The following is a 17,513-nucleotide window of genomic DNA, read 5'->3' on the forward strand; positions in this document are numbered from 1 at the left end:
AAACCCCGCAACCCGGCGCGCGTCGCGCATCAAGCGCCCACACTTATCGGCTGTTAGTTTTTAAAGATCGGTTCGCATACTTCGCAGCGCCCGCTTCAACCACCCGGCACTGCTTCGTTCTGCGTCGCTGCATCAGCAGCAGAGAAGCGAGATTATGAAGATCGAGTGACAAGCCGTCAACCCCCTCCTCGAATTTTCTTTTGCATGCGCGCACGACGCTCGTCACGTTCGCGCGCTACATATATATAGAGAGCTTCCACATAGGACGACGAGGGCAACCTGGGACAACGCACTCGTGTGAACACGAGCAAGTTGGTCTATAGTTACAGGTCTGCCATTCGTCGGTCGCGCACAGTATGAAGACCGGCAACAACATGCGACGAATTGCTGCGCACAATGCGCGCGAAGGCGCAAGCTCGTATATAATGCGAGCCGCGCGAATTTCGCACATTCTATCGGCCCGCTCCAAGCGGGCTCATCTTTTTTGCTCCCCAGAGCACACAGCCTTATAACCGCGTTGAGTCACTCAGGTGATGTTGAGCCATGCTCGAAACGCCTGACGGTCGCGTCTTGCGTCTCATAGCGAAGCCTCTCGAGGAGAATACGTGAACCCTTTTGATCGCGAAGATTCGCAACACGAAACCGCAGCCTACACAAAGGCTCCGTCGGGCCGTACGCCCAAGGGCAAGGGTGCGGGCAAAGCGATCCCCGTGGCGGCCGAACTGCCGCCGCAGCAAGCCGAAGAGCGTCAGCGCCAGATGCGTGCGCTGATCCAGTTGGGCAAGGAGCAAGGCTACCTGACCCATGCCCAGATCAACGACCACCTGCCCGATAACTTCGCGCAGACGGCGGCGATCGACAGCATCGTCAGCGCGTTCAACGACATGGGCGTGCAGGTCTACGAGCAGGCCCCGGACGCCGAAACGCTGCTGCTGAACTCGAACGCCCCCGCTGTCGTCTCCGACGATCAGGCGGACGAAGAAACCGAAGTCGCGTTGTCCACGGTCGACTCCGAGTTCGGCCGCACGACCGACCCGGTGCGCATGTACATGCGCGAAATGGGCGCAACCGAGCTACTGACGCGCGCGGGCGAAATCGCGATCGCGAAGCGCATCGAAGACGGCCTGCACGAAATGGTGCAGGCAATCGCCGCATGCCCGCTCGCAATCTCCGCGATTCTGGCCAGCGCCCAGCAAGTCGCGGACGGCGAGTTGCGCATCGACGAACTCGTTGACGGCCTGAACGAAGACAACGTCCCTGCGGAAGAAGAAACCGCCAGCGCGGATGCCTCAGCCGATGTCGACGCGGATGCCGACGAAGACGACGACAGCGATAGCGACGACGACGTCGGCCCGGCCGACTCGTCGGCGGCAGACGAAGCACGCCTGAAGCAGCTCACGAGCGACTGCCTCGAAATCTTCGCGCAAGTCGGCATTCTGTACGACCAGATGAACGCGTCGCACACGCGCGGCGACGTCAGCTCGAAGGCGTACCAGAAGGCGCGTGAAGAGATCCAGCAGCATCTCGCGAAGATCCGCTTCACGGCGCGCACCATCGACCGTCTGTGCGGCGACGTGCAGCATCAGGTCGCGCAGGTGCGTGCAATCGAGCGCAACATTCTGCAGATCGTCGTCACGAAGAGCGGCATGCCACGCGAGAAGTTCATCGAATCGTTCTCGGGTCATGAAGCCGACCTCGGCTGGACCGAGCGTGCGGCGCGCGGCAACACGCCGTACGGCGCGGCGCTCGAGCGCCATCTGCCGGCAATTCAGTCGGAACAGCAAAAGCTGATCGACATCGAAGCCACCGTTTCGCTGCCGCTCAAGCATCTGAAAGAGATCAACCGCCAGATGGTCGCGGCTGAATCGAAGATGCGCAAGGCGAAGAGCGAGATGATCGAGGCGAATCTGCGTCTCGTCATTTCCATCGCGAAGAAGTACGTCAATCGCGGCATGCTGTTCCTCGATCTGATCCAGGAAGGCAACATCGGCTTGATGAAAGCGGTGGACAAGTTCGAATATCGTCGCGGCTGGAAGTTCTCGACGTACGCAACGTGGTGGGTCCGTCAGGCCGTGACGCGTTCGCTCGCGGACCAGGCGCGCACCATCCGCGTGCCGGTGCATATGATCGAGACGATCAACAAGCTCAACCGCATTTCGCGCGAGATTCTGCAGCAGACGGGTCAGGAAGCGCATCCGTCGGTGCTGGCCGAGCGCATGGATCTGTCGGAAGAGAAGGTGCGCGGCATTCTGAAGATCGCCAAGCAGCCGGTGTCGATGGAAACGCCTGTTGGCGACGACGGCGATGCCACGCTCGGCGACATGATCGAAGACTCGGCGGCTTCGTCGCCGGCGGATGCGGCGATGCAAGCCGACTTGCGCGCCGCCATCGACGACGCGCTCGACTCGTTGTCGCCGCGCGAAGCGAAGGTGCTGCGTATGCGCTACGGCATCAACACGAAGTCGGATCACACGCTGGAAGAAGTCGGCAAGCAGTTCGACGTCACGCGTGAGCGCATTCGCCAGATCGAGAGCAAGGCCATGCGCAAGCTCATGCATCCGAGCCGTGCCGATCGACTGAAGTCGTTCCTCGACCGCTAAGCAACAACCTCCGCATCACATCGCGCTTGCCGTGCACATCGCACGGCAAGCGCGCCCCGCCTCAAATCCTCAAGTCCTCAAGCAGCAGTTCGTCCGTTCAGCCGGACACGCTCGCGAACAGTCAAATAAGCAGCGAAATGATGCCGCCAAGGGCGATGCCCGCCGCGAGCCAACGTCCCGCTGTGTAAAAAGCATTGCGCTCTTCGTGCGGCTGATCCGGCCGTTCGAGTCCGAGCGTGCCATACGCAAACGACTTCACCGCCGACGAGTCCGAACCCGAAGCGCCTTCGCTTGCCGCATCAGGCGCAAGAGCCGCCGCAGCGGCGCCTTCGCTTGAGATATGCACAGCCGCGTCCTGCTCAGACGTGTTCGAGTTAGAGGAGCGCGACGCAGCGTCATCGCCCGAGCCGGCAGACGATAACGAAGCATTCTTCGCTGCACGAGCAGTGGCTTGTGATGTCGACGGCAATGCGCTGTCGATTTGCATTGCAACCTCCGTTCGTTTCTTCAAGGCTTGCGGCGCAGAGCCGCTTACAAGCTGTATCGACCGTGACCGGCTGAAACTTGAAGCCCTGTAAGGGAGGGTAAGTGCAAGCGCCCAACACCACTATCATTGTTGTCCACAGAAACTGGGAACAAGCCTGTGGATATCCTGCGCAAGACTCGCTCAAGTGTCTGAGCGCGCACAGTTTTCATCGCGTGCACGTGCTGCGGCTCGATCGTACGCAAGCGAACAAACACCCACCGCTCAAGGCATCACAAACGTCTTAACAAGCGTCAGTTCGCCGGCTTTGCGCATCGGTACGCGGATCGTTTCGCTCTTTTCGCTGGGCGTGTTTTCGTTGCTGATGATCGTCACCTGAGCGACCGTCATGTCGCTGCGGCCGCTGCCACTGCCGTAGTAATTCACGTAGACGAGATAGGTGCCCTTCAACGGCGCGGCCGACGAATAAATCTCCGGCCCATAGCCCGTCGTCACGTCGACGTCCAGCGCGCCGCCGTTCGGCATCACGCGCTCGCCGTACCATGCATGCGCGCCGTCGGGCGACATTACATGCAAGTCGAGGTCCGTGCCGTCGGTGTCCCACGCGAGCACGACGCGCAGCTTCGGCTGCGTCTTGCCGCTGTAGGCGTCGTAGAACTGTACGCGCTTGCGGCTGCCGTCCGGCGCGCGCAGTTCGACGCTGTTGCTGCCCGCAGGAAACGCATAGGGCCGCGAAAACTTGCCGTCCTCTTCGATGCGTTGCGGCAACGGCGTGCCATCGACCACCAGCGTACCGACCGTGTTGCCGTTCTTCTTCGGCGCGTTGCGAATCTGCCCCTGGATCAGCGCGAATCTGGATTGCCCTTCGGGCGTCGCCACCGATACCGCCGGATAATGCACGTCCTGCGTATAGCGTTCGTTGTCTCCGCTGGTATTGCGCCAGCCGTTCAGCGGCGCGCTCATGTCGATGTCGCTCGCCTGCGCGGCCGACATGCCCTGCAAGCATGCGAGCAGCAGCAAGCCGCGGCCCGCGTTCATCCATCCCGTCGTTCTGCGCTTCATCGTTACTGCTCCCGTCCCGCTATCAAAGTCGCTCGCTCTTCACGAGCATCAGGTCGCCGATTTTGCGCAGCGGCACCATCATCGTTTCGCGCCGTTCGTTCGGCGTGTTTTCGTTGAAGACCAGCGTCAACGTCGCGGTGATCACGTCGCGGTCGTGCGCGGCGGCGTCGAAGTTGTAGCCGGTCGAATCGAAATTGCCCCAGTAGTTCAGAAAGAAAAGCCACGTGCCATGCTCCGGCGCCGCCGACGAAAAAATCCCCGGCCCCGCGCCGTCCACGGAATCGACGTCGAAGCCGCTGCCGTCTTCCAAAGTCGGATTGCCGAAGAACGCGTGCAGGCCGCCTGGCGTAATCACATGCAAATCGACCTGCGCATGCGGGTCGTCCCACGTGACCATCGCGCGCAGCTTCGCCTGCGGCTTGCTGCGGTCCGCTTCGTAAAACTGCATGCGCTGACGCTGCCTGCCATCGGCGGAAATCAGTTCGATGCTGTTCGAGCCCGCACCGAACGCCCACGGCCGCGCGAACGCGCCTTCGTCGTCGGTATAGAGCGGCGTTGCATTGCCGTTGACGACGAGCGTCGGCGGCTTACGCGCGTGCTTGTCGATCTGCCTGAGGCGTCCTTCGATCAGCGTGCGATAGCGCTGCGCGCCGCGATCGATCGGCGGCCGCGGATAAGCCGCGACGAATTGCTCGCCTTCGTTCGTCAGCCCGCTATGACGCCAGCCGCCGAACGCGCCGGTCAGATCGGCGACAGCGCCGTCTTTCCCAGCCGCGTAGGCGTCAGCGAAAAGACCCGCGCCGAATGTGCCCACCACGCCCAAAGCAGCCGCACCCAGCAGCGTCGCGACACGCGAGCGAGCCCAACTCGCCGCCGAAGACCGCCTCAACCGGAATAAAAACGTCACGTCGTTCATTGGATCGGATTGTCGGTACGAATCAGCACGCGCGCGGTGCGCTCGACGAAATCTTCATCGAGCCCACGCGGATGGTGCTGAAACGCGAGGTGAACATATTCATGTGCGAGCGCGATGCGATCTTCCTCGCTCTGCAGGCGATACACATACACGCGATTGCGCTGCGCATCCGCATACGGACGTCCTTCGCGGACCGCGCAGACCGCCGGCAAATCGGGCGTCTCGTAGCCGGCTGCGCCGTCCATGCGCCGCGCCCACAACGGCGCGTTGCGCTGCAGCCATTCGCGCGCGCCGGCCACCGCGACGCAATCGCCGGACAACGGACTCTGGAACGAAGTCAGCGTCGCCTGCGGCCACGTGCGCGCGAGGATCGCGTCGAACGTCAGTCCCGTTTGCGCGGACGCCTTCGCGGCGAGCCAGCTCATTTGCCCAGGTGCGGCCTTGTCGTGGTGATACTGCACGGGCACGCCGGTGAGCACGAGCGCGTCGGTCACGTCCGCGGCACGGCGCGCCGCTGCGGTCGGCGCACGCGGCAGAACGCGCTGCGTGTTGCTGCTGTCGTCGATACGCAAGCAGCCGTGATCATGCGCGCCATGCTGTACGGCGTAAGTGCGCGCCGCCACGGCCAGCGCCTTGGCCGCTTCCGGCTGCGCCGTGTCGCCTTCGCGCTCGACCACTCGCGCCACATAGTCGTTCATGCCGAAGCGGCCGATCAGTTGCGGCACGCCCGCCGCATTGCGATCGAGCCGCAGTTCTCCGCGGCTCGTCACGCGCGCCCAGTTGCCGTTCGCAAAGCCCACGCGAAACTCGCCGTTCAGCGGCCCGTCGGGCACCATCGCCGTCGGTCGCTTCGGACTCTTCTCGCCGAGCACTTCGCGAATCGGATAGCGGCTGAAAAAATCGACGACGACGCATGCGCCGTCATCGGGCACAGCGACTTGCGTGAGCAGCGGCGCGATGCGCGGCGCAGCGGACGCGAGCACGCGCGCGCTGCCGCCAGGGCCGCCGAGCCAGATCGGCGTGCCGTCCGCGAGCCAGCCTGCCGCGCCGCCGATCGATGCGCCGGGCCGCGCCGCGTCGGGCATCGTCCAGGTCTTCGCGCGCAGCAGGCTGCCGTAGAGCGACACGGTGCCTTCGCCCCGGCCGCTCGTCAGCACCGAGACCAGCGTGCTTGCCGCCGCTTCCCGAGGGCGCGCCGGCGTCGCCTGCAATGCGGCAAGCAGTTGCGCGACGGGCACGCGCTGCGTCGGAGTCATCGCGTGAAGATTGCGCAGCCAGGCCGGCGCATTCGCGGCGGTCCAGTATTTGCGCCAGTCGACGGGATCGAGTTGCAGGCGCGCGGGCTCGAAAAAGCGCCCGCACGATTGCACGAGTGCGTGTTCGCGATCGATACGGCCGCCGGTCATGCAGCAATACACTTCTTCGGGATCGCCGCCGCTGCATGTGTAGTCCGGCGTCGCGATGTTGCGGTCCACGAGATAGCCGTAGACGAAGAGCTTCCATACGCTGCCGAGCGGCGTCTCCAATGTCGCGGGCAACGGCACGGCGGATTGCGGCGAGAGACCGACAGCGGCGCCGCCAGTGTCGGCCTGCCAAAGCTGGCTTTGTCCATCACGCAGCCACGCAAAGCGCAACGCCTGTTTGGACGCGGCACCGGACGCAACGAAAGCGGACGCCGATGCCAACGCCACCGCCGCATACCCGCGCTCGACATTCGCTGCAAACAACACGCACATCGCGGCCACGGCGAACGCGGTCCGTCGCCTTGCTGCAACGCGACCGCGTACCGACCTGACGAGCGTGCCGAGGAACATTGCCGACGCCTCGCTATTGAATGCGCAACGTCGTCGCGCGATCGCTCTTGCCGCCTTCGAACGCCTTCGCATCCGGCTGATACATGCGGAAGTAGCGCGCGGGCGGCAGCGCGAACGTGCCCGGCAATGCGAAGCGCACCAGTTGCCGCAACGCGACCGGACGGTCGAGCAAAGGCACCGGCTGATGATACGAAAGCTCGCCCATTTCATACGATGCCGCGCGCGCGAACGGTTGCGGCCCGCTCTCGCCTTCCTTCTCGCCAGGCAAGCCGTCGATCGACACGCCCCAACTCGTCGCTTCGACGCTGCCGCCAGGCGGCAGCGGCACGTCGAGCAGCCCATAGTGATAGGCGTTGCCCGAACGCGGCGTGAGCGTCACTTCGTCGACGTACAGCGCATTGCTGTCGATCGCATCGCCCGATTTCACGAGACGTGCGGTGAACGCCGAGCGACCGACGCTGCTCTCGGCGGCGCCCTGCTTCTTCGGATCGGCCTTCACTTCGAGCGGCTCGAGTTTGTAGAAGCGACGCGCGACCGTGATGTTCAGGCGACTGTCCTCGCTCGCATGACTGCGGAACGAGACGATTGCGCTGACGTCCGCGCGCGCGGCGCCTGCGTCGAGCGCGGACGGCAGTGCGGGCCCAGTCCATTTCCACAACGGCGTGCCGGTCGCTGTCGCAGCGCGCGTCCAACCCGCGCCTTGCAGCGACGGCAACGACGCAGCGGCCACGTCGCCGCCGAGCGCCTTGCGCAACCACAGCAGCGTCAACGCGCGGTCGAGCGTCGGGTAGTCGGCGCTGCTTTTCGCCAGCAACGCGGTCGCATCGACGCCCGCAGCATCGCCTGACATCGCAAGCAGGCTTTGCACGAGCGGCGCAGGATCGTTGCCCAACGCGACGCGTGCCGCGCTTGCCGCGGCATCGAAACCGTCCGGCATTTGAGCGCCCGTACCGCGTGCCATGCTCGCGACAAGCAGTGTCGCCATCTGTTTGCCGCGCGGCGAGTCGGCTTGCGCGAACACGATGCTGTCCGTCGGGCTGTATGCGGCATTGGCCGCAGCGCGAGCCGATGCTTTCGCCGTGGCCGCCGCATCGTTCATCAAGTCAGCCGCGACGCCCGATACCGGTGTCGCAACCGGCAAGCCCATCTGCTGCATGAACCACAGCGCCAACGCAGGATGCAACAGCGGCTCTTTCGCGCCAGCGTCGCGATACACCTCCATCGCGTGTTGCCAGTTGGCGGCGGGCAAGCTGATGCCGAGGCTGCGGCTCGCGAGCCAGTCCGCGTAATACGCGTAGGCCGTGATAAGCGCGCTGCCGCCGGTCGTGTCGCCCCACCAGCCGAACGTGCCGCCGACTCCCGCAAGCATCGCAAGACGTTGCCGCTGATTGCGCAGTAACGCTTCGATGCCCTGCGTCGAACTGGCGTTGTCACCACGGCCGATCGCGTCGTGTGCAAGCGCGAGCGGAATCAACCGGCTCGACGTCTGCTCGGCGCAGCCATACGGATAGTCGATCAGATCGTCGGCCACGCGCATGAACTGGCTCGCCGCATTGCCGACGAAACGCACGCTCACGTCCTGCGCGTCTTGCGGCAGATTGAGCGGCTTGCCGGTACCGTCGAGTGTGACGGTGTTCTGGTGCAGATCGAGCCAGCCGCTTGCGTCGAGTCGAATTGTGGTCTGCAAGCGATCCACGTCCTTATCGCCGCGGCGCAAGCTCGCGTTGATCACGCCGGCCTTCAACGCGCCGCTCGGCAGACGCAGATAGTTCGCGCCGCGCTTGAGCGTGACCTTCTGATTCAGCGACAGACCGCCGCCCTCGACTAGCCACTGCGCGTCCATATCCGCTTCGGTCTGATTGAAGGCGATCATGTCGATGGCCGGCTGATCGTTGACGCGGAAACGCGACGGCCCGCTCCACTTCAGATACAGCGCCTTGTCCGAGCGCACATACGCGGTGCGCTGACCGACCATGCCGTCGGGCGCGGCCGCGCGCACGGTGATGCGCCAGCGCGCGAGCGAGTCCGGCATCTTGAAGGTCATCGTCGCATGGCCGCTCGCGTCGGTTTTCAGATTGCCTTCCCACGCGGCCGTGTCCTGATCGTCGCGACGCGGCCGTTCCAGCACCTTCACGCCGCGCTCGTTGTAGTTCGCGCGTTGCGGGCCGCCGGGCGCGCCCTTGAGCGGCGAACGCGCGAGGTCGTAGGTAATGAACGACAGACTCGACGAGGTCCGCACGTTGTTGCGTCGCGGATGATAGAAAAAGTCGACGATGTTCGGCGCGATCTCCGGCTGCAGCACGTAGACCATTTCATCGACCACGCTCACCGTCAGATTCGCCGCTTCCGCTTTACCGTTCAACGTGCTGTCGAAGTTGAGCGTGACCGTGTCGCCGGGACCGTACACCGGCTTGTCGCTTTTCACACTCAGTTCGATCTGCGGCTGCGCGACCACGATGCCCGCGTTCTGAAACGCGTATTCGCCGGCATGCACGTACAGCACCGAGAACGTCATGTTGGGCGCGAAGTCCTCGCCGACCTTGATGCGCGCTTTCCATTGCATCGGCGTCACGCGTTGCAGTTGCAGCCAGTCGCCGCCTGCGCTCAGCAGCGCGCGCCGCTCGACGTTATCGCGTTCGAGCGTCAGCAACGCATCGTCGACGGGTAACGGGAAAGTGATCAGCGCCTCGGCCGTATCGCCGATCTTGTACTTGTCACGATCGAACACGATCTCGACGCTGCCCGGAATCGCCTTGAGCCCGTCGCCCGCGACCCAATGGCTGACGGCGGCGAGCAGATTGCCGCTATCGTCCTTCACCGACAGCATGTACGAACCGGGCTGATCGAATTGGACCGCGAACGACAGCTTGCCGCCCGCGCTCTTGGACTCACTCTTCGCTTCGCTCTTCAACGTGCCTTCGGCATGCGTTTGCGATTCGAGACGCGTCCACTCCCATTTTGCCGGCGCGTGCGCTGCGGGGTCGAGCGCGGCCAGCGCTTGCAGATCGAAGCTCACCGCTTCCTTCGGCTGCGAGAACGACTTCGCGGTTGTCAGGCGATACGGCGTCGCGCCGCGAGCAATCAGCACTTCGCGCGTCACGCGCACCTTGTACGCGGCGCCGTCCTGCGCGAACAGCGTCAGCGCATAACGGCTCGGCTCGGTCGCGGCCGGCAGCGTGAGGCTTGCGTTGCCGTCGCTGTCGGTCTTCAGTTCCTGCTGCTCCAGCTTGACGGGAAAGAGCCCCGCATAGCGTAATTCACCGTCGACGATCGTCACTTTCTGCGCCCGCAGCGTGACCGAAATCTTGCTGTCGCGCACTGGCTTGCCGTCGGGATAGCGCAACTGGATCTTGCCCTTCAGCGGCTCGCCGGTTGCGTAGTCGGCTTTATCCATCGACAGGTTGACGTCGAAATGCGGCTTCACGTATTCGGCGACGCGAAACGCGCTGCCATACACGTCGCCGTTGTAGTCGAAGCGCAGCGTGTAGCCGCCGGCGGTCGCGTCGGCGGGCAGCGTGAACGACGTGTCCGCGCCTGTATCGGAAGCGAAATGCGCCTTCGTGGTCGCGACCGGCGAGCCGTTCGGATCGAGCACGTCGAGCTTGATGTCGGCCTCCGCGGGCGCCGACGATTGCGTCGCGTTCTGGAACGTGCGGCCGATGAATTTCACATGCACGGGGTCGCCCGGACGATACATCGGCCGGTCCGTGACTGCGTAGATTTTCGTGTTGTAGATCTCGCTGTCGTAATAGAAGTTCTCGGACACGAACACGCCGCCCTGCGGATCGACGCCGAGCACATAGCTGCGCTCGGGGCTGACGTGTTGCAGCAGAAGCGCACCGTCGCCGCCCGTCGTGCCGCTTTGCAAAACGCCCACGCCGTCGGTCCAGTTCACGTCCGTATTCGCGACCGGCTTGCCGTTGTCGCGCCGCGTGGTCCACACGAGCATTCCGCTCGATGCCGCCTTCACGACCGCGACTGTATCCGACACGAACAGCAGCGTATGCGCGCGATAGTTGCCGATCACGGCTTCGACGATATAAAGCCCCGGCGGCAGCTTGCCGACCGGAATCATCACGTTGCCCGCGCTTGCCTCGATGAAGTTACTGCTGCTGCCCGCGAGGTTCACGCCTTTGGGCGGCTCGATCACTTTCGCGTCCCAGATCGGATAGCGAAAGCGCGCGACCATGTCATAGCCCTTCAGCGGCGCGAATTGCGAGTTCTGTTCAAATTGCGTCTGCTTGCCGGTTTGCTCGCCGAGCTTGAATTGCGGCGCGGCTTCGGTTGCCTTGCTGCGGGTCGCGAACGAAAGCACACGCTGCCATGCGCGGCGCGCCTCGGTGAACCAGCGGTCCCACAAATAAGCGAGCGTGTTCGCGAGCCCTTCGCCCTGATAATTCGGCGCGACATTCAGCCGATGCAAATTCTTCTGCGCCTTCAGAAAGTCGAGCGGTTTGCCCACGCGATACACGACGATGTCCGCGCCGCCGTAGGGCTGCAATGCGTCCTTGAAATCGCGGCCGGGCGCTTCGAGCCGAACCTGCGCCGTCTGATTGCTGCCGAAGCTCGCATCCGAGAGCAGGAAGAACGGTTGACCGTCCACCTTCTGCGAGCTGTAGTTGCTCGTCGGCGTGGCGTTCAAGGTGGGATTCGCGGCGATGCTGGACTCGGCGGCGGCAGCGCTCGACGATGCGTCGTCGCCGGCGAATGCGGCGCTGCTTGTCGCCGCGAGCGCGATGGCCGCAAGCAGCGTCGCCAGGATAAGTGCCGAGCGACGGCGCGTGCTGCGCAACCAGTGGCTCATCGCGACAACGGAATTCATTCGGGTCATGGTGTCAAAAAGTCCAAACGAAACACGCCGACGAAGTTCGGATTGCCGTCGAGCGGCTGCCAGCGGGAATCTTTCCATTGCATCAGGTCGGAAACGGCGACCGCGCGCAGACCGGTATCGGTCGGCGTGACGGTGCCTGTGTGATAAGCGATGTAGCGCTCGAGCCAGATCATCAGATGCTGGTCGTCGCCCTGATCGAAGAACAGCAGGTCGCCCGGCAGCGCCTGGTTGACGTCCTTCGAAACGAAACGGCTATTGCGTTGAATCAGCGCGATGGCCGACGCATATGCGCCCGTCGAGCCGTCGATCTGCGTCCAGCGATTCGCGATCGTGCGCTGCGATGCGGACAGTTGCAGTTCGGGCGGCAGACTGCTTGTGTCCGCAAGACCGGTCATGCCGTTCGCGCGCAGCCATTTGCTGTCGTGCATGCGCAGCGTTTCGCCGACGGCAAAGCGCACGAGGCCCGCGCAGTCGCGTTGCGTCCAGCGCGGCGTCGGGCCGCGGCGCATTTGCTGATCGACGATGCGCGTGAACCACGCGCGAAACGCAGCGGATTGTTGAGTGGTGAGTGCGTCGGGAGCGGGCGCTGTCGTGGTGATGCCGAGCGCGTGTGCATAGGGCACGACGGCGGTTAGTGCGAAAAACGTGGCGATGCGCGAGAGGCATGCGCGGCGAGAAGCCGTGGTGACGCTTGCGGTGTCCGCATCCCAGGCCGCGAGCGCGACTCCTCGCGCCGCTTGCGCCTCGCGAGGCGCACGCATAGCGCCTGCTACACGAAGGCGGCGCACTTAATCGCCCTCGGTGCCGGGCTGGTCCGCGGGCGCCTGAGTCGCGGCGTTGTTCGACGCGGTGTCGCCGCTGGCATCGTTGTTTGCATCGATCTTCGCACGATCGAACCACCACTCGACCGGCACCCAGCCCGTCGAGCCAGGCAAGCTCTGCGGCAGCGACAACGACAGCGCCGGATAGTGCGCGAGCGCGCGCAGCTTCGGCGTCAAATGCGTACGCGACGCGTTGCGGAATACGGCCTCCTGATCGGCCGGCAGCGCGGCGCCTGCTTCGCGTTCGATCAGCGCGGCCGCGGATGCAGGCGTCAGCGTGAGGATGGTGCGCGGCAAACGCTCCGGCGCGAGCGTATCGGCGAGCGCGGGGTAACGCTTGTCGAGCACCGCGAGCGTGTCGTCGACGAGACGCGCATCGGGGGAAAAAATCACATAGCCGTGCGCGAGTGCGAGCGTCACCGGGAAATAGCGTTCCGCCGATAACTGCGAGGCGAACGACGCCTTGCTGCTCAACGCCGTGCCCGAGCGAGCGCTGACCGGCCGCTGCCACACGGTGACATCCGCGCCCTGCTCGCGCGTGCTGACAGGCAAGCGGCGATAGCCCGCGTTGTTGCCGTCCACCTTCGCCGCCTTCGCTTCATAGGCGCCGATCACGTCGCCGAACGTCTTGCCGAGCGCGCTTTTGAGCGCCGCGATCGACGCGGCATCCTGCGCCTTCACGCGCGCGATGAACACCGGCGCGACCAGCGTCGACTTCGCGTACCAGCAGACAGCCGCCGGTCCTGTCAGACGATCGCCGATTGCCGCGGCCGCATCGCCGCCATCGGCGACCTTGCCCAATAGCGCCGATGCCTCTTTCCAGTCCGCCGGCAAGCTTGCGCACGCCGCGGCGTTGGCCGGCAACGCACGCCACAAGTCAGCGCTGTTCCACTGCTGCGGCAGCTTGCCAGGATCGATCAACGCCGAGGTGCGCCAGCTCGCCGCGGCGTTGCCGTTCGGCGAAAAATCGAAGCGCAATGCGTCGATGCCGGAAAAGAACGCCTGATAGCCGAACGACAGATAATTCGCCGACACGATCAGACGATGACCCTTCGGCGCATCGCCGGCCGCATCCAGCCGATAGGCGCGCGCGGCATCGTCGCGACCGGACGAGAGCATGTCGGACACAGCATCGGCGCGTTCGCTCAGCACACTGCCCTTTTCGTCGAGCAGCACGCCCGGCGCGGACAGCACGACCAGACGGTCGTCTTTCGTCGCGAACAAAAGCGTGCGGCCGACTGCAAGTTTCAATGCATAGACCGGCACGTCGCCCGAGAGCTTCGCGACCTGGCTCAGTTGCGAGTCGCTTGCAGCGACGTTGCCCACGCCTTGCAGCAATTTCGCAAGACCGTTGCGGCGGATGGACATGATCCAGTAGCCGAGCCGGCCGTCCGGCGAACGCCACAGCAGCACATGCGCCGGTTCATCGAAAACACGGCGAATCAGTTCGTCGCGCCAGTCCAGTTGATGTTCGAATGCAAGGCGCCGCAAAGCACCTTCGGCGGAAAGGCGCGTATTGGCCGATTCGTAATAGTCGACGAAGTCTTGCGTGAGCACGTCGTGAAGTAATGGCACACGCAACATATCGCGCGGCAAACGCGAGAGTGCTTCGCTGTCGATCACCGCGTCGGGATGGTGAATATCGAGAACGACTTCCCCGGTATTGGCCGCCTTGCGATGTGCGAATGGACGCCACACCGCCTGAATGACGACGGCAGCCACGATCAGAAGCACGGCCACGAGGATTGCAATCTTTTTACGCGACATCTTCATCTGATTTTTTCTGTTCGATGCGACGATATTAACGTCGATGCCGGTCGCATTAAGCCGCCGTAACCGATCGCTGAAGGCAGCGATGATAACCGATATTTTTAACCGCACAACAGCCGAAACTGCATTTAACAAAATCGAGCTGACCTCGATTAATGCAGCAGGAGATTATAAAACCGTGCGTCGCCGTGCCAGTCGGCTAATGCGGTAGTCGCCCCACAACTCGTGCAGCAATATCGTTTTCATTAGAGGCAAAAAACCTACACGAGCCGGGTCTTTGGATTACGCGCAATTTTAAATGCCGCGCAGCGTATGCAGAACGGAATCACTTCCGTTCTGAAGTTTGCCAATTGCCGCCGTCGCCCGCATCGTCAAAAATCCTTCATGATCTTTTGCCCATAATTCGACGGTTTTACCATCCGTCGACGGCGTGCCGCACACCTTCAAAGGCTGACCGGCAAAAGTCGGGCGAAGCGCCTTGTAGGCAAAACTCTGCAGCGTGGCTTCCGGTTGTTCGCGGCGCACGAGGTCGGCCAGCAGCGTCGCGATCAACGGACCGTGCACAACCAGCCCAGGATAGCCCTCCACCTGCGTCGCATAAGGCTGGTCGTAGTGAATGCGATGGCTGTTGAAGGTCAACGCCGAATAGCGGAACAACATGACGGCGTCGGCGTCGATGGTGCGGCTCCACGTTTCGCCTTCCGGCGCGAGTTGAGGCCGCTGCGGCCGCGCGTCTGCCGGCGGCGCATCGCGGTAGACAATGTCGTGCTCTTCTTCGAGCTTCAATTGACCGTCGACCTCGATCGTGTTCTGCACGGTCACGAAAACGAGGCGGCCGGAGCGCCCCGTCTTTTCTTCGATGTTCGCAATCGTCGACGTACGCGTGGCGTGCTCGCCTACTTTCAGCGGCGCATGGAAGGTCAAGCGGCCGCCCGCCCACATGCGGCGCGGCAGCGGCACCGGCGGCAGAAAGTCGCCGCGCCTCGCATGGCCGTCGGGCCCAGCTTCGGAGAGCGGCGAGATCGGCAAAAAATAGAGCCAATGCCAAAGCGGCGGAATGGTATCGCCGGTTTCCTCGCGATTCAGCGTCGCGGCCAGGGCCGCCAGCGGAAACGCGGTGATGTGGTCTTTGGCGACTTGCTCTGCGCCGAGCCAATCGTCGAGTTTTTCTATTACATCGGACATGGCATGCCTCCGGTGAGCATTCAGACTCGCAGCACGTACTATGGACGACGCGATACGGTTCCGCAAAGCTCGGCGTTCTATCGCATCGATGAGAATTGCAGAGCAAGAGTCGGAGTGCGCGGCGCCGGACACGCGCTTACACTGAATCATCGTTCGTATATCGCAGAGGGAGACAGTCATGAATACGGTGGCGAAGCCGTCGCGCCATAACCCGGCTCACGCAAGTTCGCTTGCACCGCGCATCGAGGCGACCGACTGGTTCAACGTCGAAGAAGAACTGAACGGCTATGGATGCGCGATGTTGCCCAAGCTGCTGACCGGCGACGAATGCGACGCGCTCACCGCGTTATATCCGCACGAGGAGTTGTATCGCAGTCGGGTTGTGATGGCGCGGCACGGTTTCGGGCGGGGCGAATACAAGTACTTTGCGTATCCGTTGCCGCCGTTGATCGCGGAGTTGCGCCACGGGCTTTATCCGCATCTCGTGCCGGTGGCGAATCGCTGGAATGAAGTGATGCGAATCGATGTGCGCTATCCGGCGGCGCACGCGGAGTTTATCGAGCGCTGTCATGCCGCGGGTCAGACGCGGCCTACACCGCTGATCCTTCAATACGCCACCGACGACTACAACTGCCTGCATCAGGACCTTTACGGCGAGCATGTTTTCCCGCTGCAGGTTGCGATTCTGCTGTCGGAGCCCGGCGACGACTTTACCGGCGGCGAATTCGTAATGACCGAGCAGCGTCCGCGGATGCAATCGCGGACGGAAGTCGTGCCGCTGCGCAAGGGAGACGCCGTGGTGTTCGCAGTTCATCATCGGCCTGTGCAGGGCACGCGCGGGGCGTATCGGGTGAATCTGCGGCATGGGGTTAGCCGGTTACGGTCGGGGCGGAGGTGTACGGTGGGGGTTATTTTTCATGATGGGAGTTGAGGGGGTTGTGCGGGTTACCTGCTGCCAATCGACGTAGTGCCGGGACAGGCAACGCCCACCACGCGAGACAGCAATGGCCTGCATGTTCTCAATGGTCAACGGCTTCGTTCGGCTTCCGCGGTTTTGGCGGGCGCGAGTGGCAGCCCTGTCGCCGGGTCGAGATTCTTTTCACGCGCCAGTTTTGCAACGAGCGATTCGGCAGGCTTCTGCGGCGGCTTGGCCGCGTCCTGTTCCTTCTGCCACTGGAACGTGCCGTCCCATGCGGGCAGTTGCGCCGGCGGCAGCGGCACGATCTGGTCGACATCGGGGACTTTCGGATTCAGACCTTCATTGTCGTCGAGGAATTTACCGATCGCCTTGTAGCGGCGCGAGCGTTCGGGATCATTCTCAACATCGAGGTAATACAGCACTCGATTTTGCGGAGTTACCTCAAAGCCATTTTCAAGAGCCCACGCCGCCTGCCGGTTTCCCGCCATGACGCCCTGCTGGAAAGCCTTGAGGGCTTCGGCATAAAACTTTTCTGTCGAACGACCGATAGCCATCGAAGTCGCGGCCTTGCCATGTCCCTGGTCGGCTGCACACAGGTACATTTGCAGCGCAACCTCGGGGGCGGCATCGATAGGGTCCAGTTTCTCGGCGAGGTAATACTGCGCATCCGGGCTGCCGAGGTCCGCCGCCTTGCGGAAATAGCGCAGGGCCGTGACGCTATCCTGCATCAGGCCGTAGCCGAGTTCGAGGTAATGCGCGATGTCGTAATAGCCGCCAGGCACGCCCTGTTTCACCAGTTGCACCGCCAGATCAACCGTCTCTTTCTGTGCGTTCGGTGAATCCGCCAGTCCCGTCGACACCAGCGCCTGAAGGTTGGTGTTGGCCTTGTAGTGATCGTGGGCCGCGGCGATCCGGTAATACCGCGCGATATCGCTGAAGTCCTTCGGGCCGTCCTGCTTTTGCAGCCAGCGGGCGTATTTGAATAACCGGTCCGCATCGGGATCGAGTGGCGGCAGGTGGTCGGCCTCATGCACGCAGGTAAAGGCGAGATTCGCGCGCACGGCGCTCAGGTCAGGCAGTGAAGTCAACGGGTTGTCCTTTGTGCAGGCGC

At 63.3% G+C, this 17,513-nt stretch carries 11 protein-coding genes; 2 read left to right on the top strand and 9 right to left on the bottom strand.

The annotated features are described in order from the left end of the window. The first annotated feature begins 605 nt into the window (after positions 1-605). The gene (gene rpoD, locus AB6809_RS31730) at positions 606-2,600 is read left to right on the top strand and encodes an RNA polymerase sigma factor RpoD (RefSeq protein ID WP_029971594.1); all 1,995 of its coding nucleotides are present in this window, start codon (positions 606-608) and stop codon (positions 2,598-2,600) included. A 121-nt stretch (positions 2,601-2,721) separates the two neighbouring features. Here rpoD and AB6809_RS31735 read toward each other — a convergent pair whose 3' ends face one another. The 8 genes from AB6809_RS31735 to AB6809_RS31770 form a co-directional block, all read right to left on the bottom strand. After that, entirely contained in the window at positions 2,722-3,087 is a 366-nt protein-coding gene (locus tag AB6809_RS31735; protein ID WP_029971593.1) for a hypothetical protein, read from the bottom strand. A gap of 261 nt (positions 3,088-3,348) precedes the next feature. Continuing rightward, positions 3,349-4,146, bottom strand: a complete 798-nt coding sequence (locus AB6809_RS31740) for a YfaP family protein (protein WP_029971592.1) — start codon at positions 4,144-4,146, stop codon at positions 3,349-3,351. A 22-nt stretch (positions 4,147-4,168) separates the two neighbouring features. Continuing rightward, on the bottom strand, positions 4,169-5,062 hold the full coding sequence (locus AB6809_RS31745; protein ID WP_029971590.1) for a YfaP family protein: 894 nt from the start codon (positions 5,060-5,062) through the stop codon (positions 4,169-4,171). Beyond that, positions 5,059-6,876, bottom strand: coding sequence for a DUF2300 domain-containing protein (locus AB6809_RS31750; RefSeq protein ID WP_029971589.1), 1,818 nt, complete (start codon positions 6,874-6,876; stop codon positions 5,059-5,061). Before AB6809_RS31750 ends, AB6809_RS31745 begins: the two co-directional genes overlap by 4 nt. A 13-nt stretch (positions 6,877-6,889) precedes the next feature. Beyond that, positions 6,890-11,707 (bottom strand): alpha-2-macroglobulin, encoded by a 4,818-nt coding sequence (locus AB6809_RS31755; protein ID WP_371028024.1) that lies wholly within the window; start codon positions 11,705-11,707, stop codon positions 6,890-6,892. Then, positions 11,704-12,468: a DUF1175 family protein gene (locus AB6809_RS31760; protein WP_035570709.1), complete on the bottom strand. Its 765-nt coding sequence runs from the start codon at positions 12,466-12,468 to the stop codon at positions 11,704-11,706. Before AB6809_RS31760 ends, AB6809_RS31755 begins: the two co-directional genes overlap by 4 nt. 27 nt (positions 12,469-12,495) lie before the next feature. Beyond that, positions 12,496-14,301 carry a DUF2138 domain-containing protein gene (locus AB6809_RS31765; protein WP_029971585.1) on the bottom strand — a complete coding sequence of 602 codons (1,806 nt, stop codon included), beginning with the start codon at positions 14,299-14,301 and terminating at the stop codon, positions 12,496-12,498. Positions 14,302-14,592: 291 nt separating this feature from the next. Next, the gene (locus AB6809_RS31770; protein ID WP_051154154.1) at positions 14,593-15,483 is read right to left on the bottom strand and encodes a MaoC family dehydratase N-terminal domain-containing protein; all 891 of its coding nucleotides are present in this window, start codon (positions 15,481-15,483) and stop codon (positions 14,593-14,595) included. Positions 15,484-15,661: 178 nt separating this feature from the next. On the opposite strand from AB6809_RS31770, the gene AB6809_RS31775 reads away from it, so the two are divergent. Beyond that, complete coding sequence (locus tag AB6809_RS31775; protein ID WP_029971583.1) at positions 15,662-16,414, top strand: 2OG-Fe(II) oxygenase; 753 nt, start codon at positions 15,662-15,664, stop codon at positions 16,412-16,414. Positions 16,415-16,509: 95 nt separating this feature from the next. On the opposite strand, the gene AB6809_RS31780 is transcribed toward AB6809_RS31775, so the two are convergent. Beyond that, on the bottom strand, positions 16,510-17,490 hold the full coding sequence (locus tag AB6809_RS31780; protein WP_307260897.1) for a sel1 repeat family protein: 981 nt from the start codon (positions 17,488-17,490) through the stop codon (positions 16,510-16,512). Positions 17,491-17,513 lie beyond the last annotated feature (23 nt).

Source organism: Paraburkholderia sp. RCC_158, from assembly GCF_041355255.1.
GTDB classification, from domain to species: Bacteria; Pseudomonadota; Gammaproteobacteria; order Burkholderiales; family Burkholderiaceae; genus Paraburkholderia; species Paraburkholderia graminis.

Coding starts and splice junctions, on each gene's coding strand:
- AB6809_RS31735 (WP_029971593.1), bottom strand. CDS start 3,087: ATGCAAATCGACAGCGCATTGCCGTCGACATCACAAGCCACTGCTCGT.
- AB6809_RS31740 (WP_029971592.1), bottom strand. CDS start 4,146: ATGAAGCGCAGAACGACGGGATGGATGAACGCGGGCCGCGGCTTGCTG.
- AB6809_RS31745 (WP_029971590.1), bottom strand. CDS start 5,062: ATGAACGACGTGACGTTTTTATTCCGGTTGAGGCGGTCTTCGGCGGCG.
- AB6809_RS31750 (WP_029971589.1), bottom strand. CDS start 6,876: ATGTTCCTCGGCACGCTCGTCAGGTCGGTACGCGGTCGCGTTGCAGCA.
- AB6809_RS31755 (WP_371028024.1), bottom strand. CDS start 11,707: ATGACCCGAATGAATTCCGTTGTCGCGATGAGCCACTGGTTGCGCAGC.
- AB6809_RS31760 (WP_035570709.1), bottom strand. CDS start 12,468: ATGCGTGCGCCTCGCGAGGCGCAAGCGGCGCGAGGAGTCGCGCTCGCG.
- AB6809_RS31765 (WP_029971585.1), bottom strand. CDS start 14,301: ATGAAGATGTCGCGTAAAAAGATTGCAATCCTCGTGGCCGTGCTTCTG.
- AB6809_RS31770 (WP_051154154.1), bottom strand. CDS start 15,483: ATGTCCGATGTAATAGAAAAACTCGACGATTGGCTCGGCGCAGAGCAA.
- AB6809_RS31775 (WP_029971583.1), top strand. CDS start 15,662: ATGAATACGGTGGCGAAGCCGTCGCGCCATAACCCGGCTCACGCAAGT.